This is a genomic window from Paraburkholderia sp. BR10882 (genome assembly GCF_040948855.1).
In the GTDB taxonomy this organism is placed as follows: domain Bacteria; phylum Pseudomonadota; class Gammaproteobacteria; order Burkholderiales; family Burkholderiaceae; genus Paraburkholderia; species Paraburkholderia nodosa_A.
Genome location: NZ_JBFPKP010000004.1, coordinates 56403 through 79795, shown reverse-complemented (window position 1 = coordinate 79795; position 23393 = coordinate 56403). Strand labels below are relative to the sequence as shown.

Sequence of the window (23393 nt, the reverse complement as noted above, 5' to 3'; positions counted from 1 at the left end):
AGCACAGGAGAGAGACATGAGAAGATCGTTGGTGCGCGGCGTACTCACGCTGGCTGCGCTCGGCCTCGCGGCGACCTTGACCGCGCCGGCCCACGCCAAAACGGAAATCACACTGTCACGCTTTTTCGGCGCCTGCGACGCCGAATACGGCAAGGTCAATGACGTGAGCCAGGCCTCGGGCGAATGCGGCATCATCACGACGCTCGTGAACCAGTTCAACGCGACGAATAAGGAAGACATCGTCGTCAAGCCGCAGATCATCGAGTGGGCGCCCTACTATACGCAAATCGATGCGCGCATTCTGAGCCGCGACGTGCCGACCATCTCGGTCATGCACGAGGCGGTCCTGGGCGACTACGTGAAGCGCAATCTGGTCGAGCCGCTCGACGACGGCTTCAAGTCGGTCGGCGTGGACACCAACGATTTCACGCCCCAGGCCCACCGCGCCGTGACGTTCGGCGGTAAGACCTATGCGCTGCCGTTCGACACGCATTCGTGGCTCTGGCACATCAACGTCAACCTGTTCAAGAAGGCGGGACTCGTCGACGCGAGCGGCAAGCCCATCCTGCCGAAAACGCCCGACGAACTGCTCGCGCAGGCGAAGCAGTTCAAGGACAAGACGGGTCTGCCCTACTTCGCCGTGCCGATCGCCAATGAATCGGCCGCGCAAACGCGCACGTTCGACACGTGGGTCTATCAGCAAAATGGCACGCTGTTCCCCGCCGGCCCGACGAAGATCGACATGCACACGCCGGCAGCCGCCAACGCGCTCACGCTCTACGACAAGCTCATGAAGGCGGGCGACGTCACGCCGGGGCTCGACTATGGCGCCGCCAACCAGGCGTTCGAGAACGGCAAGGCCGGCGTGCTGATGGTCGGCACGTGGATGATCGAGGACTTCACGAATCTCGCGAAGAAGCCCGATTCCCCGCTCGCGAATGGCTACGACGTGGTGCCGTTCCCGAATCTGTATCAGAAGAAGGCGGTCTGGGCAGACGGCCATTCGTGGGTCATGCTCAAGGGCGGCGCAAAGGACGAAAAGACGCGCCACGCCGCGCTCGTCTTCCTCAAGTTCCTTTACGACCACGATGGCGACTGGGCGCGCACCGGCCATCTGCCCGCGCGCCAGTCGATCATCACGAGCGCCACGTTCAACGCGCTGCCGCATCGCGCCGAAATCAAGGAAATCTCCACCACCGGTTACGCACTGCCGAACACGGTGCCGCGCCAGTTCGCAATCCAGCAGATCGTGGGCGAAGAGATCAGCAACATGCTCTCGACCGGCAAGTCGGTCGCCGACGTGCAAAAGGAAGCCGAACAACGCACCAACGCCCTGCTCGCGCGATAACGCCACGGTAGGTCCGCGCCCGCCCGGCGCGGCCGCCTCACTTCACACCGCTACAGGATGGATAGAGGAACACCATGATCGCTTCCCGCCTCATCGTCGACCGCGACTTCGTCATTTCCGAGCTAGACCGGCGCCTGTTCGGCGTCTTCGTCGAGCACATGGGCCGCTGCGTCTATACCGGCATCTTCGAGCCCGGCCATCCGGACGCCGACGAGCGCGGCTACCGCAAGGACGTGATGGCGCTCACGCGCGAACTCGGCCCGACCATCGTGCGTTACCCTGGCGGCAATTTCCTCTCGGGCTACAACTGGGAAGACGGCGTGGGACCGCGCGAAAAACGCCCGCGCCGGCTCGATCTCGCGTGGTACTCCACCGAAACCAACCAGTTCGGCACGAACGAATTCATCGAATGGTGCCGCTCGCTCGACATCGAACCCATGTACGGCGTGAACCTCGGCACGCGCGGCCCCGACGAAGCGCGTCGCTTCGTCGAATACTGCAATCATCCAGGCGGCACGGCGCTCTCCGACCTGCGCCGCGAGCACGGCTATGAACAGCCCCACGACATCAAATTCTGGTGTCTCGGCAATGAAATGGACGGCCCGTGGCAGATCTGCCGCAAGACCGCCGAAGAATATGGGCGCGCCGCGCTCGAGACGGCCAAGCTCATGCGCTCGGTCGACCCGACCATTCAGCTCGCCGCGTGCGGTTCCTCCACGCACGAAATGCCCACCTACGGCGCGTGGGAGGACCGCGTGCTCGACCATTGCTTCGAGCAGGTCGATTTCATTTCGCTACATACTTACTTCGAGAACCGGCGCGATTCGACCGCGGAATTCTTCGGCAACATCGAAGTGATGGATCTATTTATCAAGGAAATCGTCTCGGTGGCGGACAGCGTGGCCGCGCGCAAGCATTCGTCCAAGCGCATCATGCTTTCATTCGACGAATGGAATGTCTGGTACAAGGCGCGCACCATCAACGACCTGCGCAAGCCGGGCTGGCCCGAGGCGCCACGGCTGATCGAGGAGGTCTACAACCACGAAGACGCGCTCGTGGTGGGCGGCGCGCTGATCACCATGATGAACAATTCGGACCGCGTGAAGACCGCCTGTCTCGCACAACTCGTCAACGTGATCGGGCCGATCATGACGGAGCCTGGCGGCCGCGCTTGGCGCCAGACCATCTTCCATCCGTTCGCTCAGGCCTCGAAATTCGGCCATGGCCGCGTGCTCAAACCGGTGATCGATTCTCCCACCTATGAAGCGGAAACCTTTCCGGAGATCCCCTATCTTTGCGCAGCGGTGGTGGACGATCGCGTCACGGGCACGACGACCCTCTTCGCGCTCAACCGCCACCTGAGCGACGAAATGGAACTCGATGTCGAGCTGCGCGGGCTCGGCAAGGAACGTACGCTCGATCACGCGCTCGAGTTGTATCATGCCAACATGAAAGCGGTGAACACGGTGGAAGCGCCAACGACGGTGGCGCCGGCAGTGAACAACGCCGTGACGGTCGAGGGGGAACGCGTGCGCGCGAAGCTCAAACCGGGCTCGTGGAACGTGATTGTGACGACTGCCCGATAACACAGCACGGACACGCTGTGCACGACGTCCATGAAGGGGAAGTGATGTTCGAGCGCGAACCGATCGTTGGCAATATAACAACGCAGATCGCCAAGATTATCGGCATGCGCGTGGTCTCGGGCGAGTTTGCGCCCGGCGACGCGCTGCCGGTCGAAAGCGAACTGTGCAGCGCGTACGGCGTGAGCCGCACCACCCTGCGCGAAGCGATCAAGCAGTTGGCGGGCAAACGGCTCATTGCCGTTTCGCCCAAGATCGGCACACGTGTCCTGCCCTTCTCCGACTGGAACCTGCTCGACCGCGATGTGCTCGCGTGGCGCCTCAATGCGCAGTTCGACTCGAAGATCGTCGAAGACATCTTCGAAATGCGCATCTGCTTCGAGCCGCGCGCGAGCTTTCTCGCCGCACGCCACGGCAAGGAAGAGACCTTCCAGATCATCGAGCGCCGCTACCTGGAATTGGCTAGCGCTTACGGCCAGTCTGCCCAGCATGGCGCCTCGGACATACGCGCGGCCGCCGACGCGAATCTCGAGTTCCACCTCGCCATCATCACGGCCTCGCAGAACGGCATGTTCATCACGATCGGCAACGCCATCAAGGCCGCGCTGCGCGTGTCGTCGGAAATGATGCAGCGCCAGGCCGCGAAACCTAGCGAAGATCTCGAACTGCACGATGCCGTGCGCCGGCACATCGTCGCGCGCGAAGCCGACGCTGCGGCGGCTGCGATGACGCGCCTGCTCGAGCAGTCGCGCGACCGGATCCTGCGTTATACGATCGCGCCTTGACGAGCGCAGGCGCGCGTTGGCATGGATTGCCGCGTTGTGCCGATTGCACCTGAATCGGACGTCTTCCCCGGGGTGCCAGATCGCCCGTATCGCCAGTTCCGCAATCGGGCATGACCGTTGCGCCCACGCCTCGTACGCGGCGGCACCGCCCGTCGAAAGCGAAGGGAGACAGTCATGAGGCAAACCGTATTGGGCGTCTACGACAGCTATGGGAGCGCATGTTCCGCGCAAAAGGCACTAGGCGACGCAGGCGTCGCGCAAGCCGATATCGCCATTTACTCAATGTCGATGGAGGCCCCGGTGGAAAAAGGACCGAGGGTGTATGCAGCGGGCGCGAGCGATACTGAGCAACGCATGCCGGTATTCGATCAGCTCGAACGCTTGTTCGCGCGGCTCTTCACGCCCGGCGCGTATCCGCCGGTGACCGAAGATTACCGGGAGTTCATCCGTCGAGGCGGAACCGTCGTCAGTGCAGACGTTTCCGAAATGCAGGTAAATCTGGCCCGCGATGTGATGCGCAGCGCGGGTGCAGCGGACATCGAGGAACGCAGCCGTGCCTGGCACCAAGCTTCGTCGGGCATTGCACCCTCCAGGAGTACGGCTCGCGCGGCCGGCAATTTTCACCAGACGTCGCCCGAAGCGCCCGCCGAAACACGGCACGCCGCCTATTCATCTGCAGTGCCAACTGTAGTCAGCGGCATGCAGCAGGTCTCCACGCTCACAGCGACGGAACCCGAACGGACCTCCAGCACGGCCAATGCGCCACAGACCGCGGCCAATGCGCCACAGACATCGGCGAGAGGCCTCGTAGGGGATCCCGTCATGGGCACCCCGCTCGACGACGGATCCGACGAGACGGAAGTCCGCAAAGTCTATGACGCAAATTACGCGGACTCCGGCATGTCCTACGAAGAATATTGCGCAGCCTACGAGCACGGCGCAACGCTCAGCCAGGATGAGCGGTATCGCGGACACGACTGGCAAGGCATTGAGCCGAGTGCTCGCGAGGATTGGGAGTCGCGCTACCCGGAAAGCGGCTGGGAAAGATTTAAGGCGGCCGTGCGGCACGGCTGGGAACGCATGAAGAGGGTTTGACGCCGCCTGCTTCCACCTTATTTTGCTTTCACCCAGGCTGCTGAGCCAGGCAGCCAGCCTGGGAACGTGCGCTCGCCTCACCTTTCTCGTCCTCCCCACCCCTCACACGCCGCGCGCAAATCGCGTTTGCGGATTTCCTTCGGTTCCAACCTAGTTCTGCGCCTCGTCAGCGGCTCCCCGCCGAATTCCCGCCTTTCCAACTTGCACATTCGTATACCCCTGGAAGGACTCGTAAGCGATTGGCCAAAGGCCACGCTGATTCCCGCTTCATGCACACGCTCTGGAAGCGAAGATTTGCCTCGCCGCACGTCGATTGCCCCCCGATCGGCGTAAGGCGGGGCGCGCTTCCCCCTTCTCGGCGCGCCCCTTTTTTGTTCCATTGCGCCAAGGAGGCCCATCATGACCAGCCCTATCGGTTCGAGCAACATCGCGCACACGTCCTCGTTGACGACGCTGGGCGAAAACCGCAACACCAGGAACTCCAGCACGGGAGGTACCGCCGGTAACCCCTTTCCGCAGCAGGAAACCGTGAATCCGGCCCCACCGATCGGTCCGCTCGGCCACAACATCAACACTTCGGCATGACCACTTCGCTGTCACGGGAGCCGTCGACGCAGCGCTCGCCCATGTGCCTGACACCCCGGTTGTCAACGCATCTGGCGCGCGCCGCGTCGGCCATTGCCCTCGCCTGCCTGGCTCTGCCGCTCGACGGCTGCGCCGTGGTGGCCTTTCCATGCCGGGTCGCATCGGCCACGCTGAAGATCGTGCCGCTGGTCGGCCATCCCGCAGCCGTGCCGTTCGACGCGTGCGCGGCGGCGGTCGACTGATCGAGGTTTAGCCGATGAAACGGGCGTCATTGATCGCTTGCGCTTTGAGCGGCGCATACCTGGCCGCGCCGCTCTCGCCCGCGCATGCGGACACGCACTACGAAGGGCGCGTGCAAATGTACGTCGCGCCGCAGGCCCCCGCGCCGGCGAGCCCGCCGAGCGCATTGATTACCGCGAACGCGGTGCATGAGGCAAGCGCAGCGAAACCGCCCGCGGCACCACCCAGAAAACGGCGGCCGTCGCCCGTTTCACCGCCCACCCGTCCGCGCGTTCCGGCGCCGGATGAATCGCCCTTTGCGTTTCGCGGCATTGTGCTCGGTACGCCGCTGAGCGCGCTACGGCAAACGGACATGGTGCGCGCAACGCCGCACGAGAGCGAACTGCTTTGCGAGACCGACATCGCGGGCAGCGACATCGGCATGATGGTCAAGAGTTACACGAGCCAGACGGTCGCTTGCCGGTGGGCTCACCATACGGCGCAAGGCTGGACGCCCTCGCGCGCCGTCGTGGACGGCGTGCCCGCGGTGGACCATATCCTGCGCTTTGCGCACGCATCGGCGGGCGACCCGCTGCGGCTCTATGAAATGTCGTTCGTCGTGGACTCGACAACGGCATTCGACCTGCGCAATCTGCTCGCCTCGCGCTACGGCGCGCCGCGCGTGCTCGGCGCGTCTTCGCTGCCGCTGCTCGTCTGGGAGAACGCATCGAGCACGATCACCATCTGCCTGCTGCCCGACAGCCAGCGCGCGACGCTCACCTACCTGCTCAAGCCCGCCACGCTGCGCGGCAGAGGCAGCGAGAAGACGCTCAAGCTGAGCCAGTTCGACGAAGGCTGAAACGATGCCCGCCAACCCGTCGCCAGAACGAACTCGACGAATCTGCTGACTTCGCTGGATTCGCCAAATCCGATGAATCACTCTTGCACCCGACCGACCGCCATGCCCTACGATCAATCGGAATCCTCAATGTCCAGCGCATGCCGGACGACTCGTTCGAAAAGCTTGCGGCACGTGTTGCTGTGCGCGTCGCTCGGCGCGGCGCTGGCTGGCTGCGCGACGCCGGAGTCGATCGTCAACACGCCGATGACGCCGCCGCTCGCGGAACCGCTGCTGAACGTCAACACCAGCGGCGCGATCTATCAGTCGGGCACCGCCATCTCGCTGTACGAAACACCGCGGGCGCAGCGAATCGGCGACGTGCTCACAATCCGGCTTTCCGAAACCTATAGCGGCAACGATGTCGCGAATGCGGCTGCGAAGCGCGACAGCAACATCACGGCCACAGCCGCTGACCAGTCGACCGGCGCGGCGGCGCGACTTGCGCGCCTGTTCAATATCGGCTCGGCTTCGACTTCGTTCAACGGCAGCGGCAGTCACACGCTTTCGAGCGACATGACCGGCACGCTGGCCGTCACGGTCATCAGCAAGACGCCTACGGGTAATCTGGTTGTGTCCGGCGAGAAGATTATCGCGATGAGCGGTGAGCATCAACGGTTGCGGCTTTCCGGGATCGTTAATCCTAACGATGTCGAAGCCGATAATTACGTTGAGTCGGGGAAGATTGCTAATGCCCGGATCGAGCAGGTGGGGCGTGGGTTGCTGAATGATGCGACTACTGTTGGGTGGTTGCAGCGTATGTTTCTTAGTGTGCTGACGTTTTGATTGTTTTTGCTTTTGTGTTTTCTTGTTTTCTTGTTTTCTTGTTTTCTTGTTTTCTTGTTTTCTTGTTTTCTTGTTTTCTTGTTTTCTTGTTTTCTTGTTTTCTTGTTTTCTTGTTTTCGCGTCGGTATGCATGCGTTGCCCCTGTGCGGGGCGGCACCTACTTTCTTTGCGGCGGCAAAGAAAGTAGGCAAAGAAAGCCGCTCACACCGCTAGCGCCTGCCACGGTTCACATCGCACCACTAATGGTGAATGGCTCCGGAGCGTCTGTCGCCTCGCACCACCCAAGTGAGTGACAAGGCAGTCATTCATCCCGCTGCTCGCTGCGCTCGCTGCGGTTGGGTCTGCATGGGAAACCAAGGGGTATTGCCAAGGTTCGCGAGAATGCACGCGCCCCGCTGGTGTTGGGTTATGCCCTTCGGCGCGCGCAGCGCCGCCGGAAGGATGAGCGCCTTGTCACTACCTTTGAAGGCGCGAGGTGACAGACGCTCCGGAGCCATTCACCATTTATGGCGAGATGTGAACTGTGGCAGGCATTAGCGGTTTGAGCGGCTTTCTTTGCCTACTTTCTTTGCCGCCGCAAAGAAAGTAGGTGCCGCCCCGCACAGGGGCAACGCATGCATACCACCGCGAAAACAAGAAAAGGCCAACGGTTTAAAGAAAAGCACAAAAAAATCCGGTCAGTCCTCCTCATCATCAGGCATTTCACCTTCAAACTCATCGGCATATTCACTGCCGCCTTCACCGGCCGGCTCCCGAGCAGCATGTTCACCAAACCGCTCGGCAAACCCCACCTCACCGTCCGGCACAAACACATACCCATGCCCCCAAACAGTCTGAAGATACCGCGGTTCAGAAGGATCGGTTTCTATGAGCCGCCGCAAACGCCAGATCGCGACATCGAGACTGCGGTTCCGATACCGCCCCGCCTCCCCATACACGATTTCAATAATGCGCTCACGCGAAAGAATCGTCATCGAGTGATTGACGAATAGCTTGAGAAACGCGAATTCACTGGAACGCAGCGGCATGCGAACTTCGTCGCGATACAACTCGCGCGAACGAAAATCGAGTTCAAAAGGGCCGAAGCGAAACGATTCCCGGCTCTCCGGCGCGCCCGTGAGATTCGATATGCTGCGCCGGCGCATCACTGAACGAATGCGCGCCACCAGCTCGCCCGGATCGAACGGCTTGCCCACGTAGTCGTCGGCGCCGAATTCGAGGCCCAGCACGCGGTCGATCACTTCGTTACGCGCGGTGAGCATGATGACCGGCAAGTCGTCGCCGCTTTCCCGCAAAGCGCGCAGCGCGCTGATGCCATCCACTTCCGGCATCATGATATCGAGCACGACAACCTGCGGCCGCTCGGAGCGCAGCCGCTCCTGCATCGCGCGCACGGAAGGCAGCGTCGTGACAGTAAAGCCGCGCATCTGCAGATATTCGGCCGTGACGTCGCGCACGACCGGATCGTCGTCGACGAGAAAGATATTATTTGCCATGCGTAAATCGTAAGGGACGAGAACGAGCCGGTACAGGCCCGCAGCCTTACCAATCCTTTCCCACGCCTCGCGTGGGACACCCGTTTTACTGGTCGCTCGAAGCGGACTGGAATGAATTGCCCAATTGCGTCTGGTCGACCACCATGCTGTCCAACAGCCCCTTGAGCTTCACCGCCGCGCTCGAATAGCGGTCGGTGCCAAGGCCGTGCACTTCGTAACGCCCCGTAACGGCAATATGATTGTGCATGAAGATCGTCAGATTGATTGTCGAAAGATAGGCCCGGCTTTCGTCGCTGAACGTCGGCTTGCCGAATTCGATCGATGCGTTATACACGAGGCGTCCTTCACAACTCACCGGCTCGGTTCCGGCGCCGTAGACGTCCGAAGTCACGCCGCGCTGCGCGAGCACGAGCTGCAGCGATGGCACGAAGTCTCCCGACGTGACCATGGGATTGTTCTCGATGCAGATCGAACTGAGATTGACCGGCCGGCCCGACACGAATTTAGGCGAGGAGTAATTCGACGCGACTGCGTAGCCCGCCTGGATCACGGAGCCGGTCGCATCGGCCGCGGTGATGAGCGTCCATGCACAGCCGTTGAGCGCAAGCGCCGCGGCGCACGGGGCGCCGAGTTTCACCGCGCGCGCCCTCGCACGGCTGACGTATGACACGATTTCATGTGGCATGGGAGCGGATACCCGATGCGTTGATGGGCTGCGCGGAACATGACACATTCCCTGCAGGACTCGCCACGCATGATCGGCGCAAAGCGATGCGCGCGATGGCCGGGACATCGGTCAATGTTGAATGCCACTTTCCACTTCTTCAAAAACCTCCCGCCTGGTAAGGCGTTGAACGGCACTCGTGTGCGCCGTTTCAACGCGGAGGCGCGCACCACAAGCGCTCAACGACCTTCGGTCACGACCGCGGGCGGCTGCGCGTGTAATGTTTCGTAAGCGCTCCTGCATTCTCCCCGCTGAGCGAGACATTGCGGATTCACCGCCGCGCTATCGTTCTCACTGCGGTTCTCACTGCGGCGCCTCGCGCCTTTGCGACGCCGGACGAGCCACACGCTGTTCCTGTCTTTCTCCTGCTCTTTCAACATCATCATGGCTGCCATGAACCGAGAACCGAAAATCCGTCGCGCCCACTTCTTGAAGCGCGGCCTGAACGCTGCTGCGATCGCGCTGTTCGCGTCGCTCGCTGGCTCGCCGTTCGCGCACGCTGCAAGCTTTCACTGCCCGCATAACGCGTCCGCCTCTGAGCGGCTCGTGTGCAACGATCCGACGCTCTCCGCGCTCGACGACAAACTCGCCGCGCTCTATCGCAGCGCGTTCGACGCGAGCACCGACACCACCGCGCTCGAAGCCGACCGCGTGAGCCAGTGGCAATGGCGCCAGCACAACTGCAAGGACAAGGCGTGTGTGACGGACTGGTACGACCGCCGCATCGCCGAACTCGAAGGCGATCTCAAGCATGGCAAGCAGGCTGCCGCGCGCCGCGTGAAGGAAGGCGTCGTCGACCAGCACCTCGCCCCGTCGGCACAAGACGCCGTGCTCGAAATGCACGGCATCCCGCCCGCGCCGAAGGACGATAGCGCAGCGGCCGCGCCCTCTGCGGACAGCACGAAAAGTGTGAAGAAGGCGGGCGCGAAGGTCGCGGGTGCCGAAGCCGATGCGTCGCTGCACCTGCAAAAGATGCCGAGCGGCGTGGCCGCCGACGCGCGCCAGACGCGACTCGCGCAAGCGCAAGCGCAGGCACACGCGCATGGCCTGCCCCAAAAGGATGTCGCCCCGACGGGTGACGTTTCGGCGATGACCGCGAAAATGGCTGGCGCGAACTCGGCGTTCGCCAAAGCGGCAGGCATGGCATCCATCGACGCGCCGGCCGCACAGCCCGCGAGCCCCGCGGCCAATGAAGCAGCCGCGAAGCCGGCGGACCAGGCGAGCGCACTCAACTGCGCATCCGTCGCGTCGACGGAATCCGCGCACGCTACGCAGGCAGCCATCGAGCCAGGCGCCGTCGCCATGAAGTAACACGCCATGTAAGCTACGGCAAGAAATCTGCGGTCGCGCGCTGTTCTGCCGGTTGTCGATATCAAATAAAATACGGCGATGAGTCAACACGTTCTCATCGTCGACGACGATCCGGTCGTGCGCGATCTCCTCTCCAGCTTTCTTCGGGCCAATGGTTTCGAGGCCTCGGTCCTCCACGACGGCACGCATCTCGGCGCTCGGCTGGAACGCGAGCGGCCATCGGTCGTCGTGCTCGACGTCATGATGCCGCGCACGGACGGCTTGCGCGCCCTCGCCGCCTTGCGCGCGCAGGGCGACAACATTCCGGTGATCTTCGCCTCCGCACGCGGCGCGGTGGGCGACCGCATTGCGGGTCTCACGCTGGGCGCGGACGACTACGTCGCCAAGCCCTTCGATCCGCAGGAATTGCTGCTGCGTATCCAGACCGTGCTGCGCAGGCGCGGCAACGGCCCCGCGGGCGCACCCGTGGCGCGCGAACGCTACCGCTTCGGCGATTTCGAGCTCGATTTCATGGCGCGCACGCTCGAACGCGACGGCAAGCGCGTGCCATTGCGCAGCAGTGAGTTCGTCCTCCTGAAGATTTTCACGGAGCATCCGTATCGCGTGCTTTCACGCGTGCTGATTCACGACCTGCTCCACGCAGACGGCCTCGAATTCAACGAGCGCAGCCTCGATGTACCGGTCTGGCGCCTGCGCCGCGTGATCGAAGACAATCCCGCACAGCCGCGCTACGTGCAGACCCTGCGAGGCAAAGGCTACGTGTTCGTGCCGCAGAGCGGGGTCGGCATCGAAGGCGACGCAGGCAACCCCCCAGCAGACGACAGCGGCCGCAGCCTGAACGCGTAATTGCATGAACAATCCGTTGAATACGCTGTTCGGACGCATGGCGCTGATGTCCGCGCTCCTGCTGTTCGCCATTCAGGCATGCTGGTTCATCGTGTTCGCGCCGCAGCCGCGCCGCCACGAAGTGGAAGGCTTCGAGCGCGGTCTGCTGCTCATGCTGCACGCGGCAACCAGCGCAGCGCCCGGTACGGCGACGAGCGCGGCACCCAGCACGCCCCCTAACGAGATGGACCTCGCGCCAGCCCTGCGCGTGCATCTCGTGCCCACCTGGAACATGCCCGCCGATGTGCGGCTCGAAGTGCCCAAACGCGAGCCGCTTGCCGACTTGCGCAAGCAACTCCTGCGCGATTTGCCGCCCGGCACCGAGATTCTCGCCGACCTGCGCCATCGCGAAGCCCTGTGGGTGCGTTTCGCGGGGCAGCCAACGTGGATCGTCGCGCCCGTCGATCTGCCGCCACCGCGAAACCTGCTGCCGCTGTTCGGTTCGATGCTCGCCATTTCGCTGCTGCTCGCGCTACTCGCCATGTGGCAGATGCAACGGCCGCTTTCGCTCGTGGCCCAGGCCGCGCGCGCATTCGGCACCGGCCATCGTCCCGCGCCCGTCAAGCAGCACGGGCCGCGCGAATTGCGCGAACTGATCGGCTCATTCAACGGCATGATGAAGCAGCTCAACGAAGCCGACGACGATCAGGCCGTCATGCTCGCGGGCGTCGCCCACGATCTGAAGTCGCCGCTCACGCGCCTGAAGCTGCGTGCAAGCATGATGGGCTCCGAGCGCGAGCGCGAACAGCTCATCCGCGAAGTCGATTCGCTGAACGACATCGTCCAGCAGTTCCTGGAATTTGCCCGCCAGCGGCCCGAATCGGGTCCCGAGGTGGATGTCGATGCGCTGCTGCGCGAGCAGTTCTTTTCCGATGCAGGCGATGACGACGATGCGCTCTTCAGGCTCGATCTGCGCGCGGGCTCGGCGTTCAGGCTGCCGCGCACGCTGCTCGACCGGCTCGTGTCGAATCTCGTCGACAATGCGCTCGAACACGGCGTGCCGCCCGTGGAAATCGCCACGCGCCGCGAAGGCACGCAGTGGATCATCGAAGTGCGCGATCATGGCCCCGGCATCCCGCCCGAGCGCGTGGCCGCAGCGCTCAAACCCTTCGTACGCCTTGACGAAGCGCGCGGCGGCGAAGGCCATTGCGGGCTGGGTCTCGCCATCGTGACGCGCCTCACGCGCAATCAGGGTGGCCGCTGCGAGCTGACCAATCACCCCGAAGGCGGGCTGCGCGTGCGTATCGCGCTGCCGGCCGATGCACGCTCCGCTGTGTAAGCCCGCTCGGATTACCTGTTGATTCAGCGCTGCGCGCCGCTCAGACCACGAGCCGGCCGCGCAGACGATTCACCGTGTCGGACGCAAGGCCGAGACCCGCGGTGAGATACCGGTTGAGGTCGCCGTAGCTGCCCTGCACCGCGTCGAACGCGGCCTGCAGATAGCTGGCCTGCACGGGCGGCGTGAGATTGGTCGAATCCACACCCGTCGAGCGCCACGCATCGGTCAGCATGAAATCCTTCACGATGATTTCGAGCGGCACGTTTGCGATCAGCAGCAACAGGGCGCACGCCCAGCCCGCCACGTCCACGCCTGTGCCACCCGTGATGAGCAGCGGCCCCGGTGCATCCGCGATGTGTTCGAGCAGCGCTCCGTAGATCGAGCATTGCGTGCGGCCTGTCACGAGCATGCGCCAATGCATTTGCATCGCCGCATCGAGTTCGCCGGCCAGCATGCCCCCGAACGACGGCGGCTCGAGCGTGCCCAGCACATTCAGCGCGAGGTAACTGGCGGTGCTGGGCGTTACGTCGGGCGCCGCGTCGATCTCAGCAGGCGTGCGCAGATCGTAGATGTTGGACAGCGCCATGCGCTCGAGCGTCGCGGCGTCGGCGGCGCTAGGGGTGAGCGCGTCGGAGCGGTAAATCAAGGCGCGGCGCACGTGCGCGCCGTCGCTCGTCGAGTAGCCAGGCGCAGCGCCGCCCAGATCGCGGAAGTTCGCGACGGAGCCGATTACCGGCGTGGGCGCATCCTGCGCGCCGTCGCCTCCCGTGTATTCGCCGCCGCACGCACTCAACAACGTGCTCGCGCAACCGCTCAGCGCGAGCAGGCTCACCGTGCCCTTGAGCAGCGCGCGGCGCGGCGGGTTGTCGAGCGCGCCGCCGCCACTGCGGTTGAAGTTGCCGGTCGCGGCCACAGGCAAACGCTTACGCGCCTGCGCGAACGAAGAAGTGTAGGCGGAGAAAGACAAATTCATCGGTTGGCAGCTTATGTAGGGAACCCGCAGTTCGCGCGGGCCGCTGCAACGTCGCACGTCGCATGCGTTCGGAAAGGCCGCAGTTTACCGGCAGATGCGCCTGAAAAGGTAAAAGCGCAAAACGCGGTAATAATTTTTTCCGATCCACGGTGCATTGCGCACTGATATTTTCCGCCGGTTTGTACTTATATTCTTACCGTACCTTTCTATTCACACCGAACAGGTAATTGCCGTGGTAATGCGCGGTTATTTCCCATTTCAATCCACACCTGAATATCGGCTGCACAGGCCATTCTCTTTATAGATATTCCAGTTTCTTTCCAAATATTATCCTTGACGCTCTTTGTTGCGCTTTTATAATCGCCCGTGAATTCAGGCATTCGCCTGGACCACCGTGGCGGTCGTCGGCTGCCCCTGGGAGTACCACGTCATGTACAAAGGCAGTGTGACCGAAGAAGCGCGTGAAGTGCTGCGCGCAATCGAGCTGATCCAGCTGGGCGCACGCATGCCTGTGCTCGAAAAAGAACTGACGCTTTCGCGCAATCGTTTGATCAGGCTTTATCGGGAACTCAAGAATGCTTCGCCGCCCAAGGGCATGTTGCCGTTTTCGGCAGACTGGTATTTCACATGGCTGCCGAACATTCATGCGTCGCTCTTCTACAACATCTATCTGTTTCTTACGGATAGAGCGAAATGCAGCCGGCTCGATGCCCTCACGCGTGCATACCGCCTTTATCTCGAGCATTGCGAGAGCGCCGAAACCGAGCGCGTGCTGAGCTTCACGCGGGCATGGACGCTGCTGCGCTTCTTCGAAGGCGGCCTGCTCACGCTGTCGAGCTGCACCGTTTGCCACGGCCGCTTCGTGCGCCACGTGCGCGACGCACACAAGCCCACCGCCTGCTGCATTTGCATGCCGCCCGCGCGCGCCGGCATGACGCGTGCCGCACGCGCGAGCCGCACGACGGAATCCGATGCCCCGGCAGCCGCCTCCGCCACGCGGGGCCGCGCCGCAGCAGCACTGGGCGAACTTTCGGGCACCATGCGCGAAACCATGCGCGACACGCTCGCCGAAGTCACGCGCGCCCTCGATCCAAAGCGTTCCGCGAACCGCCTGCGCCTCGTCGCTTCCGTCCCCGTCTAGGTTAAAGCGGCACGTTCCTTACGTCACATCCTCGCGCTCTGCATCCGGCTGCAGAGCGCGAATATCGCACGCACAAATCCGGCAGATTGCTTTGTGATCCTGATGAGCGTGCTGATTCTGACGACGCTCGCATTGCTGCGCCGCAAGCTCGATGGCGTGTGAGTGCGCGGCCTGCCAGATCTCCCACGCGATCTGCGCGCCGCTTTGCGAATAATCGTCGTTTTGATCGCGCTCGAGCGCATCGGGCAGGCGCGTGTGGACTTGCAGATAGATCGTGCGATAAAGCGCCTCGAAAATCTCGCGGCGTGACGGGCGCTTCAAGCTCGCCTCTTCGCGAACGTGAACGGATTTGTGAGGCGCAGAGACTTCATCCACATTCGACGTCGAGGCGTGCTTCTTCTTGCGGGTGGGGAGGATCACACAGACGTCGCGCGGTAATACGCGCACGACGTTACGGATACCGATATTGTCGCAGGCTCTGCAAAAGAATTGGCCGCGGAATATCGCGAATTTTTCGGCGTTATTCGTGAGTCGCTTCAGCGCTGGACCTGCGATTATTGCAGGCATAAGAAAGTCGAAAGGAGTCGACCATGCAAATCGGGGCGGCGACACAGTTCGCCAACGGTAGCGCCAACACGAGCACACTCCGTGCGGGCGCGGCTTCAGACCAGGCAGAACGGGACGGCACGCAGTCGAGCCACGCATCGACGAATGTCGCGCCGTCCACATCGCAGGACGAGGCCGTGCAGATTTCGCCGCAAGGCTACGCGGCTGCATGGACCGACGATAGCGCGGACAGCGGCGACGCCGCGGCCGACACGAGCGATGCGAGCGACACGAGCGACACGAGCGATACCGGCGATGCCACCGACACGAGCGACGCAACCGACGCGACATCGACGCCGGCCAACGCGCAGCCCGTGAAATCGCTCGTCTATGGCGCGCTAGGCCTCGAGCGTCCCGACGCGCCCGCCGACCCGAACCACACCTATACGCTTGGGCGCTGGATCGCGGCGGGCATCACACTGGGCGGCATCATTTCGCTGTTCATCTGAGCGCGCTGCACCGCAATCCGGAGCGCATAATGTTTCGGAGACCCGATGATATGGGCGGCAAGTCGGCTATCATCACTGCCGGCAAGACCATCAACCCATAACGTACACGAGGTCCACCCGTGGTTCTCAGCGCCTTTGCCGCTTCGCAAGCCGTTCCGCTCGCTGCCATCGCCGCCGCGGCCGTCGCGCTCGCCAAGGGCGGCCCGAGGCAGCCCGAGCCGCTCGAATCGATCAACGCGCCGTTCAAGGAGGTCGACTTTTCCGACCTTCCTGCGGTGCGCCGTTATCCGGCGCGAGACGGTGCGTCGCTCGCCTGGCGCGCGTACCTGCCGCAGGCGGGCGCGCCACAAGCGTGTGTCGTGCTCATCCATGGATCGTCGGCAAGCAGCGCGAGTCTCCACCCGCTTGCGCGCCAGTTCGCCGCCGCGGGCTACGCGGCCTGCGTGCCCGATATGCGCGGCCACGGTGAATCGGGGCGCAAGGGCACGATTGCCTACATCGGTCAGTTGGAAGACGATCTCGAAGATCTGCTCGCCGCACTGCCGGGCGAGCTGGCAGCGCTGCCCAGGACGCTGGTCGGCTTCTCGTCCGGCGGCGGCTTTGCGCTGCGCTTTGCGGGCGGTACACGTCAGCGCCTGTTCGAGCGTTACGTGCTGCTCGCACCCTTCCTGCACCACAAGGCGCGCACCACGCGCAACGAGGTCGGCGGCTGGGTCTCGGTCGGCATACCTCGCCTCATCGTGCTCGCTATGCTTAACGGCTTGCGCATCCGCGTCTTCAATCATCTGCCGACGATCGCCTATGCGCTCGCGCCCGAGGTCCGAGACGAGCTCACGCCGCAGTATTCGTTCAACCTGATGCAGAATTTCCGCCCGCACGACGACTACCGCGCGGACATACGCGGCGCGCGGCAGCCGGTGCACGTGCTGGCCGGCGCCGACGACGAGGTTTTTCACGCCAGCGAATACGCGGCGGCGTTCGAGGAAGCGGGCGCACACGTGCCGGTCACGATCGTACCCGGCGTGGGGCACATCGGCTTGACGCTGGATGCCACTGCAATCGCCACGATCATCGGCTGCGTGAAGGGATAAGGCAAAGGCGCCCTCGCCGCCGTTTCGCCTGTCCGTATCCGCCAAACTGGCGGAATCCGCCGATTGATCTTCGCGGCGAAGTGGCCCATATTCAAATGAGTGCGTACATCAGGCACCGGTTTTGCGGCAATTCGTCAATCGAAGCGAAAGCGCGCTCCTCCCATGCTCAACACCCCTGGTCACGACGATTCCGATCCGTCGGAATGCCCCTACTGTGGGACCAGGTTCAATGCGCCGCTTGCACTCTGCCCCCAATGCGGAGCGAATCAACAGGCCGCTGCCGCGCGCATCGCAGGCGCTGACGAAGGCTTGCCGGACGAACGCGCGCACGGGGTAGCCGAGCGCCTGCGTGCAAACCTGGCCCTTGGCGCCAATCGGCCCTACGACGGCGAGTACCCTTCGATCGACGAGGAACACGTCGCCGAGCGTAAGCGGTTGCCGCGCTATGCCTGGGCGGGTCTCGGCGCGCTCGCGATCGCGCTCACCGGCTACGCGTTCCTGCATCGCGGCGAATGGGAGCCGAAGCTCGGCGTACAGGTGGTCCAGGGGGCCGTGAGCGGGTCGAAGGGCACGCGGGGCACTCACGGCAGCAGCCGCAGTGTCGCCGCAGTGACTAATCGGCCACCCGCCGTCCTGCCGCATGCGAACGCGGCGCAGCGCCGCGCCGCCCAGCAGAATACGCCGGTGGTCTCGCATCCGCTCGCCGCGCCGCGCTATGCGAGTGCGCATCCCGAGGTCGCGAGCAATCTGGCCAGCGCGCGTCTGAGTCTCGACAAGAACAACCTCTGGCCCGCACGCAGGGCGCTCACGAGTGCGCTAGCCGTCGAGCCCGGCAACCCTGAAGCGCAACAGATGCAGGCCGAACTCGTCACGCGCGAGCAGCAGCGCGACGCGTTGATCGGCGAGGCGCGGCAATGCGAGCACGAGCGCCAATGGGCTTGTGTGCGGCAAGACGCGGGGCATGCGGTGGAAGTCGACGCATCGAGCCGCGAAGCGAGGCACCTGCTCACGCTCGCCGGCACCGAGCACCAGCCGGCCGCCGGCAAGCGCAATCGCCGTACATGGCCAGGGGAAAGCCAGTATGCGCAGGCAGGCGACAGCCGCTCTCGCCAGGATCCCCTCTTCTGGCATCACTGATCCGCCCCGCAGGCAGTGACATCGGTTCAGTCGCGAACACATCGGCCGCCACCCGGATGGCTACAGTCATGCTGCCTATCCTTGTGCAGGCAGCACGAAGCGCGCAATCGCCTCGCGCAAGCTCGCGGCCTGATCGCGCAACGAGTGCGCAGCAGCCGCGGCTTCTTCGACCAGTGCTGCGTTCTAGCGGCCAACATAGTCGGCAAAGCCACCGCCTGGCTGGTTGCCCGCGGCCACGAGCTTCGGGAACAGCGGCTGACCGGCCCCGTCCATCATGCGGCTCACGTCCTTGCCGGTCATTTGCTGCAGGAACGGGTTCATCACGATCACGAGATGCGAGTCGATGACCGCGAAATAGCCGTCCTTGCCGTAGCGCAGCCCCGCTAGCGCGGCGAGCGCCTGCTTGCGTGCGCCGGAGTCGCTGAGCACCCCTTGCTGTGCGAGGCGGTGGTAGTGCTTGACGAGCGTGTCGGCCTGCTGCACGAGCGATTTCAACTGATCACGCCGGTCGTCCAGCATGGTCGAGCGCATTTGCCATGCACCAAAGCCGCCGATCAATACGAGGCCGATCCACAGCACGGCGATCATCGACAGGAGCTTGCGATTCAACGTCATGTTTGTATTTTTTTAAGGATAACGAATCAGACTCAACAAAGCGCCACCCTGCCCCGCGCGCGGCGGCACTTACCGTGCGACGATCATGCACACTGCCGTTGCCGTGGCGATGAGCTTGTCTTCCTGCCAGAGTTCGCCGTGCACGTTGCATACGCCGCGCCCCCTGCGCACGAGGTTTGCGCGGCCGGTCAGCTTGCCGGGCCTTGCGGCCCTCAGGAATGAAGTGTTCAGGCTGAGCGTCGCGCAGTGCTCGCCTTCGGCGAGCGTGGAGGTAACCAGCGTTGCCGTCACGTCGTCGAGCATGGCACACAGCATGCCGCCCTGCACTTGCCCCGCCGGGTTGCGAAACGACAGGGCGCCCTCGTACTCGGCCTCGAGCGCATTGTCGCTCAGCGAGAGAAACGCGGCGCCCAGCGTGGTCGTGATCGGCGGCGCGCCGTTCACGCCGTATAGACGCGCGAGAGCCGGGTTATCTTCGATTTCCATGAATGCCGTCCTTTTCGTATAGCTTCGCGGGGGTGCTCGTGTTTTGCCGCTCGCGGCTCACTCGCCGCGAAATACCGGCTTTCGTTTCTCCTTCCAGGCGAGCGAACCTTCGCATAGATCGCGCGAGGCATCCGCTTCTTTCACGTCGCGCTGGAATTCGTCTTCGTCGAGCGTTCCACTCGCGATCCGATTCAGGTGCTTCTTCATACCCAGCAGAGCGAGCGGCGCCATTGCCGCCAGTTCGCCGCTCAGGCGCTCGACTTCGTCGAATAACATTGCACGCGCAACGACTGTGTCGAGAAAACCGCAAGCCCGCATCTGTCCGGCATCGAGGGTCGTGGCGCACAACAGCAGCTTCTTCGCCACGTTCAGTCCGAGCCGCGACACGTAGCGCCGCAAACCACCGCGATAGAACAGCAGGCCGAGCCGGGCCGCAGGCACGAACATCTGGCTGCTTTCGACGCCGACGCGGAAGTCACACGCGAGCGCCAGATCGGTCGCACCGCCATAAACGCCGCCGTTGATCGCGGCGATCGTCACAGGCCGCGCTTCTTCGAGTTCGTTGGCGAGCGCCTCGAAACTCGCCCCCGCGTTCTCGTCGGCAACGCTGCCAATGTCGAACCCGGCGCAAAAGTGCTTGCCTTCGGCGCACAGCCGCAGCACGAGCACCTCGCGTTGCGCGTTCACTTCGCGAATGAAACCGCGCAATGTGGCGAGGTCTTCGAATTCGAGGCGGTTCGCCATCTCGGGGCGGCGCAGCGTGATGGTCGCGATCTTCCCGGCGACGGTGAGTTCCGGCGCCTGACCTGCTGAATGAGCGGGTTTCGAGGTCATCGTCAGCCTCAGTGGAAGTTGTAGATCTGCATGGTAGTTTCGCCTCCCTCGATGCGCTTGCAGATCGCGGCTTCGTCGGCTTCGCGCTGCACGCCCTTCTCCACCACTTCTGCCGCGCGGGCACGCGGAACGGCCACCACACCGTCGCGGTCGCCGACGATCAGGTCGCCCGCACAAACCGTGACGTTTCCGATCATCACCGGCTCGTTGATCCAGCCGATCGCGCCAAAGTCCTTGCCCGTGCCGCGAATGGACAGCCCGCGCGAGAACACCGGGAAGCCGATCGACTCCAGCAGGTCGGCGTCGCGCACCGCGCCGTCAATCACGAGCCCCGCAAGACCGCGCACCTTCGCGGCTGTCGTCATCACCTCGCCCCAGTAGCCGTGTTCGTACACGCCGTTCGTGTAGACCACCAGCACGTCGCCCGGCTGAGCAAGCAGGATGGCGCGGTGCAGCCAGAGGTTGTCGCCGCCCGGCGAATGCACGGTGACTGCCGTGCCGCAGATCCTGAAGCCAGGCGCGACAGGCTTGATCGCAGCGGGCAGCGCGCCGATCTTGCCGCCGGCTTCGTGCAGCGTGGCTGCGGGCACCTGGCGGGCCGCGTCGACCACGCGTGCCTCGACGCGTTCGATTAAAGTGCGGATAGTGGTTGCCGAATCGTGTTCTTTCATACCTTTTGCTCCCGCGTTTGCAACTGGTGGTACTTGAACTGCTTGCGCGCTTCGTCCAGACGCATACCGCCGCGGCACGCCTCTCGAATCGCTTCCTCGGCATGATGGATCGCCTCCGCGGCATCGAGGACAGCGTCTTCGTGCTCGCGCGGAATCGCGAGCACGCCATCGGCGTCGCCGCGCAGGATGTCACCGGGCTGCACGCGCGCCTCGCCCATGTTGACGGGAATATTGGTCGCCTCGACCTGCACGCGGTCCTTGCCGGTGCGCATCCAGTGATCGCGGCTGAACACCGGATAACCGAGCTTCAGGCACAGCGAAACGTCGCGGCAGATGCCGTTGATCACAGTGCCCGCAATGCCACGGCGATGCGCGATCTCGGTGAGAATGTCGCCCCACACGGTCGCATCTTCGCGTCCGCCGTTATCGAGCACGATGACCGCGCCTTCCGGGACGTCGTCGATATAGTCGCCCACCGTGCCCGGCGGGTTGGCGGCGGGACCGTACTTGAGCGTCCAGGCGCGTCCCGCGAGGCGGAAGTCCGTGCTGCGCGCCTTGATCTTGTAGCACTGGCCGTTGATGCCGAGCTTGTCGAGCGCGTCGGAGAGCGTGGCGGTGTCGAGCTTGCCGGCGCGCTCCACGTTGCGGTTGTCGTTCGTCGTCATGGTTCTGGATCGCTTGCGTGAATTGTGAATATGCGCTCAGGCGAGCATGTGTTCGTAGTTGCCGCCCATGACCCTGCCGACTGGGACGCCTGCAAGAATCGCTTTTGCCATCGCGGCCTCCTTCGCCACAATCGTCTCCGCGGTGTCCAGCACGAGGCCGATATCGGCAGCGCGAATGAAGATCACGGCGCTGTTGTCGGCCACGACGTAGTCGCCTGCCTCCACCTGCACCTCGCCGATCTGAACCGGCACATTGGTGCCCTTTTCGACCACGCGGCCGCGTGCCGTGCGCGCCGTGGTGGCGCGGCTGAACACGGGCAATTCGTAGCCGATGGCCTCGTCGATATCGCGCACGGGCCCGTCGGCCACGACGCCGGCGACCTGGCGCACCTTCGCGGCGAGCGAGAGCAGGCCGCCCCAGCAGCCGGCTTCCACGCCGCTGCGCTGCTCGACCACGATCACGTTGTCGGCGTCGGCCTGTTCGATTGCGGTACATCCGAGGTGCACGGGCGGTCCGGGCGGCGCGTCACCGGTGCCGAGCTTGACGGTGATCGCGCGGCCCGCAATGCGGCCCTGGCCCGAGCGTTGCGGCAACCCGCTCACCACGCCGGGCAGTTTGAGTTTGTCGAGCGCGTCCGAGACGGCGCAGCAGTCGAGCCGCCGCAGGCGCTGTACATTTTGGTCAGCCATGTTCTAGTCTTCCGTGAAGGTCTTGCGCAAATGAAGCGGATCAGTCCAGCGTGCGCCACGCGGCGAAGCAAAGACCCGTGCCGGTGAGCGCGGGGCTGCGATAGCCCGGCGTGTACGAAACCCATTCGAGGTCGAGCGACTTGACCGCCTCGACCGCGATGATCCAGTTGCGGATTTCCGAACTGCCCGCCTGTAGCTGCTTCGGATCGAGCGCGGCAAGCCACGCGCTGTCCTTGCGGTGGATCGCTTCGATAATGCCGTTGTCGAGCGCCTCGTCCACCACGAAGTGCGAGAGGCCGCCCGACGCGAGCACGCCCACCCTCAGGTCTTCGGGGTATGCCTCGATCAGCTCGCGCAGCGCGGCGCCAAGCTGAATGCAGCGGCGCGGCGTGGGCTGGTTCGGCGGATCGAAGGTATTGACGATCACCGGAATGACAGGCAAGTCGAGGCCCTGCAGATAACGGCGGTGAATGAACGAGAACGCGTGGCCCTCGTACTGGCCGCGCTCCAGACCGTCCATCGCCGCCATGTCGAAGTCGCGCTCGCAGAGTTCACGAATCATCCAGCGTGCCATCTCCGACTTGACGGGATAGTGCACGTCGGCATCCGGCTCCTGGCGCATGGTGCGGGCGCGGGCGTACCAACTGTCGTTCGGGCTCGTCTCGCGCTTTGCGTTGCGGATGGTCTCGCCATAGTAGATGGCGAATGCCGGGTTATTCGTGGTACGAAACAACTCGGTCTGATCGTCACCCACCACGATCAGCACATCGAGCCGGGCTGCGCGAATACGCTCACGCAATTCATCCATCGCCGCTTCCGACCGGTCGTAGCGCTCGCCCATGCGCTCGGGCGTGACCATCGCCTCGGCGTCGGCCGGTGCGCGTTCCAGCAGGTCGCCGTACGTAACGTGATTGCCCGCCTTGTCGTAGTAATGCGGATTCTTCGGGTCCACCGCGCGAAAGCCGTGCTGCCAGTCTTCGCGCTGCGACACCAGCATGATGCTGTGCGACGAGCCGAATGCCGCTACCAAACGTGCCATTT

26 protein-coding genes are annotated in these 23393 nt (G+C 63.7%); 15 read left to right on the top strand and 11 right to left on the bottom strand.

Translation table 11 applies throughout. From position 1 onward, the window contains the following. The first annotated feature begins 16 nt into the window (after window positions 1-16). The 8 genes from AB3X99_RS12625 (at window position 17) to AB3X99_RS12590 (ending at window position 7299) form a co-directional block, all read left to right on the top strand. Complete coding sequence (locus AB3X99_RS12625) at window positions 17-1348, top strand: extracellular solute-binding protein (protein ID WP_069266376.1); 1332 nt, start codon at window positions 17-19, stop codon at window positions 1346-1348. A 74-nt stretch (window positions 1349-1422) separates the two neighbouring features. After that, on the top strand, window positions 1423-2934 hold the full coding sequence (locus AB3X99_RS12620) for an alpha-N-arabinofuranosidase (RefSeq protein ID WP_069266375.1): 1512 nt from the start codon (window positions 1423-1425) through the stop codon (window positions 2932-2934). Window positions 2935-2951: 17 nt separating this feature from the next. Then, window positions 2952-3716, top strand: a complete 765-nt coding sequence (locus AB3X99_RS12615) for a FadR/GntR family transcriptional regulator (RefSeq protein WP_256094849.1) — start codon at window positions 2952-2954, stop codon at window positions 3714-3716. A gap of 174 nt (window positions 3717-3890) precedes the next feature. Next, window positions 3891-4811: a hypothetical protein gene (locus tag AB3X99_RS12610; protein WP_368617095.1), complete on the top strand. Its 921-nt coding sequence runs from the start codon at window positions 3891-3893 to the stop codon at window positions 4809-4811. A 399-nt stretch (window positions 4812-5210) separates the two neighbouring features. After that, window positions 5211-5396 carry a hypothetical protein gene (locus tag AB3X99_RS12605; RefSeq protein WP_342947239.1) on the top strand — a complete coding sequence of 62 codons (186 nt, stop codon included), beginning with the start codon at window positions 5211-5213 and terminating at the stop codon, window positions 5394-5396. Window positions 5397-5437: 41 nt separating this feature from the next. After that, window positions 5438-5638: a DUF6726 family protein gene (locus AB3X99_RS12600; RefSeq protein WP_069266533.1), complete on the top strand. Its 201-nt coding sequence runs from the start codon at window positions 5438-5440 to the stop codon at window positions 5636-5638. 14 nt (window positions 5639-5652) lie between these two features. Then, entirely contained in the window at window positions 5653-6474 is an 822-nt protein-coding gene (locus AB3X99_RS12595) for a hypothetical protein (protein WP_368617094.1), read from the top strand. 129 nt (window positions 6475-6603) lie between these two features. Beyond that, complete coding sequence (locus AB3X99_RS12590) at window positions 6604-7299, top strand: flagellar basal body L-ring protein FlgH (protein WP_368617334.1); 696 nt, start codon at window positions 6604-6606, stop codon at window positions 7297-7299. A 677-nt stretch (window positions 7300-7976) separates the two neighbouring features. Here the strand turns inward: AB3X99_RS12590 and AB3X99_RS12585 are convergent. Together AB3X99_RS12585 and AB3X99_RS12580 are read right to left on the bottom strand one after the other, a co-directional pair. Continuing rightward, window positions 7977-8795 carry a response regulator gene (locus AB3X99_RS12585; protein ID WP_069266727.1) on the bottom strand — a complete coding sequence of 273 codons (819 nt, stop codon included), beginning with the start codon at window positions 8793-8795 and terminating at the stop codon, window positions 7977-7979. Between the two features lie 85 nt (window positions 8796-8880). Next, window positions 8881-9432 (bottom strand): hypothetical protein, encoded by a 552-nt coding sequence (locus tag AB3X99_RS12580; protein ID WP_342947236.1) that lies wholly within the window; start codon window positions 9430-9432, stop codon window positions 8881-8883. A gap of 480 nt (window positions 9433-9912) precedes the next feature. Between AB3X99_RS12580 and AB3X99_RS12575 the strand changes: the two genes are divergently transcribed. The 3 genes from AB3X99_RS12575 to AB3X99_RS12565 all read left to right on the top strand — a co-directional run bounded on the left by AB3X99_RS12575 (window position 9913) and on the right by AB3X99_RS12565 (window position 12994). Continuing rightward, window positions 9913-10830, top strand: coding sequence for a lysozyme inhibitor LprI family protein (locus tag AB3X99_RS12575; RefSeq protein WP_368617093.1), 918 nt, complete (start codon window positions 9913-9915; stop codon window positions 10828-10830). 78 nt (window positions 10831-10908) lie between these two features. Beyond that, on the top strand, window positions 10909-11676 hold the full coding sequence (locus AB3X99_RS12570) for a response regulator (RefSeq protein ID WP_368617092.1): 768 nt from the start codon (window positions 10909-10911) through the stop codon (window positions 11674-11676). A gap of 4 nt (window positions 11677-11680) precedes the next feature. After that, complete coding sequence (locus tag AB3X99_RS12565; protein WP_368617091.1) at window positions 11681-12994, top strand: ATP-binding protein; 1314 nt, start codon at window positions 11681-11683, stop codon at window positions 12992-12994. A 40-nt stretch (window positions 12995-13034) separates the two neighbouring features. Here the strand turns inward: AB3X99_RS12565 and AB3X99_RS12560 are convergent, their stop codons facing one another. Then, window positions 13035-13967 (bottom strand): tyrosine-protein phosphatase, encoded by a 933-nt coding sequence (locus AB3X99_RS12560; protein ID WP_368617090.1) that lies wholly within the window; start codon window positions 13965-13967, stop codon window positions 13035-13037. Between the two features lie 430 nt (window positions 13968-14397). Here AB3X99_RS12560 and flhC point away from each other — a divergent pair, with 430 nt between their 5' ends. Further along, window positions 14398-15108: a flagellar transcriptional regulator FlhC gene (gene flhC, locus AB3X99_RS12555; RefSeq protein WP_069266731.1), complete on the top strand. Its 711-nt coding sequence runs from the start codon at window positions 14398-14400 to the stop codon at window positions 15106-15108. 18 nt (window positions 15109-15126) lie between these two features. Here flhC and AB3X99_RS12550 read toward each other — a convergent pair whose 3' ends face one another. Continuing rightward, window positions 15127-15675 carry a hypothetical protein gene (locus tag AB3X99_RS12550; RefSeq protein ID WP_368617089.1) on the bottom strand — a complete coding sequence of 183 codons (549 nt, stop codon included), beginning with the start codon at window positions 15673-15675 and terminating at the stop codon, window positions 15127-15129. A gap of 23 nt (window positions 15676-15698) precedes the next feature. Here AB3X99_RS12550 and AB3X99_RS12545 point away from each other — a divergent pair, with 23 nt between their 5' ends. The 3 genes from AB3X99_RS12545 (at window position 15699) to AB3X99_RS12535 (ending at window position 18391) form a co-directional block, all read left to right on the top strand. After that, window positions 15699-16163 (top strand): hypothetical protein, encoded by a 465-nt coding sequence (locus AB3X99_RS12545; RefSeq protein ID WP_368617088.1) that lies wholly within the window; start codon window positions 15699-15701, stop codon window positions 16161-16163. 119 nt (window positions 16164-16282) lie between these two features. Beyond that, window positions 16283-17254: an alpha/beta hydrolase gene (locus tag AB3X99_RS12540; protein WP_368617087.1), complete on the top strand. Its 972-nt coding sequence runs from the start codon at window positions 16283-16285 to the stop codon at window positions 17252-17254. A gap of 162 nt (window positions 17255-17416) precedes the next feature. Next, on the top strand, window positions 17417-18391 hold the full coding sequence (locus tag AB3X99_RS12535) for a hypothetical protein (protein WP_368617086.1): 975 nt from the start codon (window positions 17417-17419) through the stop codon (window positions 18389-18391). A gap of 183 nt (window positions 18392-18574) precedes the next feature. On the opposite strand, the gene AB3X99_RS12530 is transcribed toward AB3X99_RS12535, so the two are convergent. The 7 genes from AB3X99_RS12530 to AB3X99_RS12500 form a co-directional block, all read right to left on the bottom strand. Then, complete coding sequence (locus AB3X99_RS12530; protein WP_368617085.1) at window positions 18575-19006, bottom strand: cache domain-containing protein; 432 nt, start codon at window positions 19004-19006, stop codon at window positions 18575-18577. A gap of 69 nt (window positions 19007-19075) precedes the next feature. Further along, window positions 19076-19492, bottom strand: coding sequence for a PaaI family thioesterase (locus AB3X99_RS12525; RefSeq protein WP_342947227.1), 417 nt, complete (start codon window positions 19490-19492; stop codon window positions 19076-19078). 57 nt (window positions 19493-19549) lie between these two features. Continuing rightward, window positions 19550-20326, bottom strand: coding sequence for an enoyl-CoA hydratase/isomerase family protein (locus AB3X99_RS12520; RefSeq protein ID WP_069266737.1), 777 nt, complete (start codon window positions 20324-20326; stop codon window positions 19550-19552). Between the two features lie 8 nt (window positions 20327-20334). Next, window positions 20335-20997 (bottom strand): 4-carboxy-4-hydroxy-2-oxoadipate aldolase/oxaloacetate decarboxylase, encoded by a 663-nt coding sequence (locus tag AB3X99_RS12515; RefSeq protein ID WP_368617084.1) that lies wholly within the window; start codon window positions 20995-20997, stop codon window positions 20335-20337. Next, a complete protein-coding gene (locus AB3X99_RS12510; protein ID WP_342947225.1) occupies window positions 20994-21662 on the bottom strand; it encodes an RraA family protein in 669 nt (222 codons plus the stop codon). The genes AB3X99_RS12515 and AB3X99_RS12510 overlap by 4 nt, the downstream gene beginning before the upstream one ends. A gap of 36 nt (window positions 21663-21698) precedes the next feature. After that, window positions 21699-22352 carry an RraA family protein gene (locus AB3X99_RS12505; RefSeq protein ID WP_368617083.1) on the bottom strand — a complete coding sequence of 218 codons (654 nt, stop codon included), beginning with the start codon at window positions 22350-22352 and terminating at the stop codon, window positions 21699-21701. 40 nt (window positions 22353-22392) lie between these two features. Continuing rightward, a complete protein-coding gene (locus tag AB3X99_RS12500; protein WP_069266741.1) occupies window positions 22393-23391 on the bottom strand; it encodes a protocatechuate 3,4-dioxygenase in 999 nt (332 codons plus the stop codon). Window positions 23392-23393: the final 2 nt, after the last annotated feature.

Excerpts from the sequence above, each read along its gene's own strand:
- AB3X99_RS12625 (WP_069266376.1), top strand. The coding sequence starts at position 17 with ATGAGAAGATCGTTGGTGCGCGGCGTACTCACGCTGGCTGCGCTCGGC.
- AB3X99_RS12620 (WP_069266375.1), top strand. The coding sequence starts at position 1,423 with ATGATCGCTTCCCGCCTCATCGTCGACCGCGACTTCGTCATTTCCGAG.
- AB3X99_RS12610 (WP_368617095.1), top strand. The coding sequence starts at position 3,891 with ATGAGGCAAACCGTATTGGGCGTCTACGACAGCTATGGGAGCGCATGT.
- AB3X99_RS12605 (WP_342947239.1), top strand. The coding sequence starts at position 5,211 with ATGACCAGCCCTATCGGTTCGAGCAACATCGCGCACACGTCCTCGTTG.
- AB3X99_RS12600 (WP_069266533.1), top strand. The coding sequence starts at position 5,438 with ATGTGCCTGACACCCCGGTTGTCAACGCATCTGGCGCGCGCCGCGTCG.
- AB3X99_RS12595 (WP_368617094.1), top strand. The coding sequence starts at position 5,653 with ATGAAACGGGCGTCATTGATCGCTTGCGCTTTGAGCGGCGCATACCTG.
- AB3X99_RS12590 (WP_368617334.1), top strand. The coding sequence starts at position 6,604 with ATGTCCAGCGCATGCCGGACGACTCGTTCGAAAAGCTTGCGGCACGTG.
- AB3X99_RS12585 (WP_069266727.1), bottom strand. The coding sequence starts at position 8,795 with ATGGCAAATAATATCTTTCTCGTCGACGACGATCCGGTCGTGCGCGAC.
- AB3X99_RS12575 (WP_368617093.1), top strand. The coding sequence starts at position 9,913 with ATGAACCGAGAACCGAAAATCCGTCGCGCCCACTTCTTGAAGCGCGGC.
- AB3X99_RS12570 (WP_368617092.1), top strand. The coding sequence starts at position 10,909 with ATGAGTCAACACGTTCTCATCGTCGACGACGATCCGGTCGTGCGCGAT.
- AB3X99_RS12565 (WP_368617091.1), top strand. The coding sequence starts at position 11,681 with ATGAACAATCCGTTGAATACGCTGTTCGGACGCATGGCGCTGATGTCC.
- AB3X99_RS12560 (WP_368617090.1), bottom strand. The coding sequence starts at position 13,967 with ATGAATTTGTCTTTCTCCGCCTACACTTCTTCGTTCGCGCAGGCGCGT.
- flhC (WP_069266731.1), top strand. The coding sequence starts at position 14,398 with ATGTACAAAGGCAGTGTGACCGAAGAAGCGCGTGAAGTGCTGCGCGCA.
- AB3X99_RS12550 (WP_368617089.1), bottom strand. The coding sequence starts at position 15,675 with ATGCCTGCAATAATCGCAGGTCCAGCGCTGAAGCGACTCACGAATAAC.
- AB3X99_RS12545 (WP_368617088.1), top strand. The coding sequence starts at position 15,699 with ATGCAAATCGGGGCGGCGACACAGTTCGCCAACGGTAGCGCCAACACG.
- AB3X99_RS12535 (WP_368617086.1), top strand. The coding sequence starts at position 17,417 with ATGCTCAACACCCCTGGTCACGACGATTCCGATCCGTCGGAATGCCCC.
- AB3X99_RS12530 (WP_368617085.1), bottom strand. The coding sequence starts at position 19,006 with ATGACGTTGAATCGCAAGCTCCTGTCGATGATCGCCGTGCTGTGGATC.
- AB3X99_RS12525 (WP_342947227.1), bottom strand. The coding sequence starts at position 19,492 with ATGGAAATCGAAGATAACCCGGCTCTCGCGCGTCTATACGGCGTGAAC.
- AB3X99_RS12520 (WP_069266737.1), bottom strand. The coding sequence starts at position 20,326 with ATGACCTCGAAACCCGCTCATTCAGCAGGTCAGGCGCCGGAACTCACC.
- AB3X99_RS12515 (WP_368617084.1), bottom strand. The coding sequence starts at position 20,997 with ATGAAAGAACACGATTCGGCAACCACTATCCGCACTTTAATCGAACGC.
- AB3X99_RS12510 (WP_342947225.1), bottom strand. The coding sequence starts at position 21,662 with ATGACGACGAACGACAACCGCAACGTGGAGCGCGCCGGCAAGCTCGAC.
- AB3X99_RS12505 (WP_368617083.1), bottom strand. The coding sequence starts at position 22,352 with ATGGCTGACCAAAATGTACAGCGCCTGCGGCGGCTCGACTGCTGCGCC.
- AB3X99_RS12500 (WP_069266741.1), bottom strand. The coding sequence starts at position 23,391 with ATGGCACGTTTGGTAGCGGCATTCGGCTCGTCGCACAGCATCATGCTG.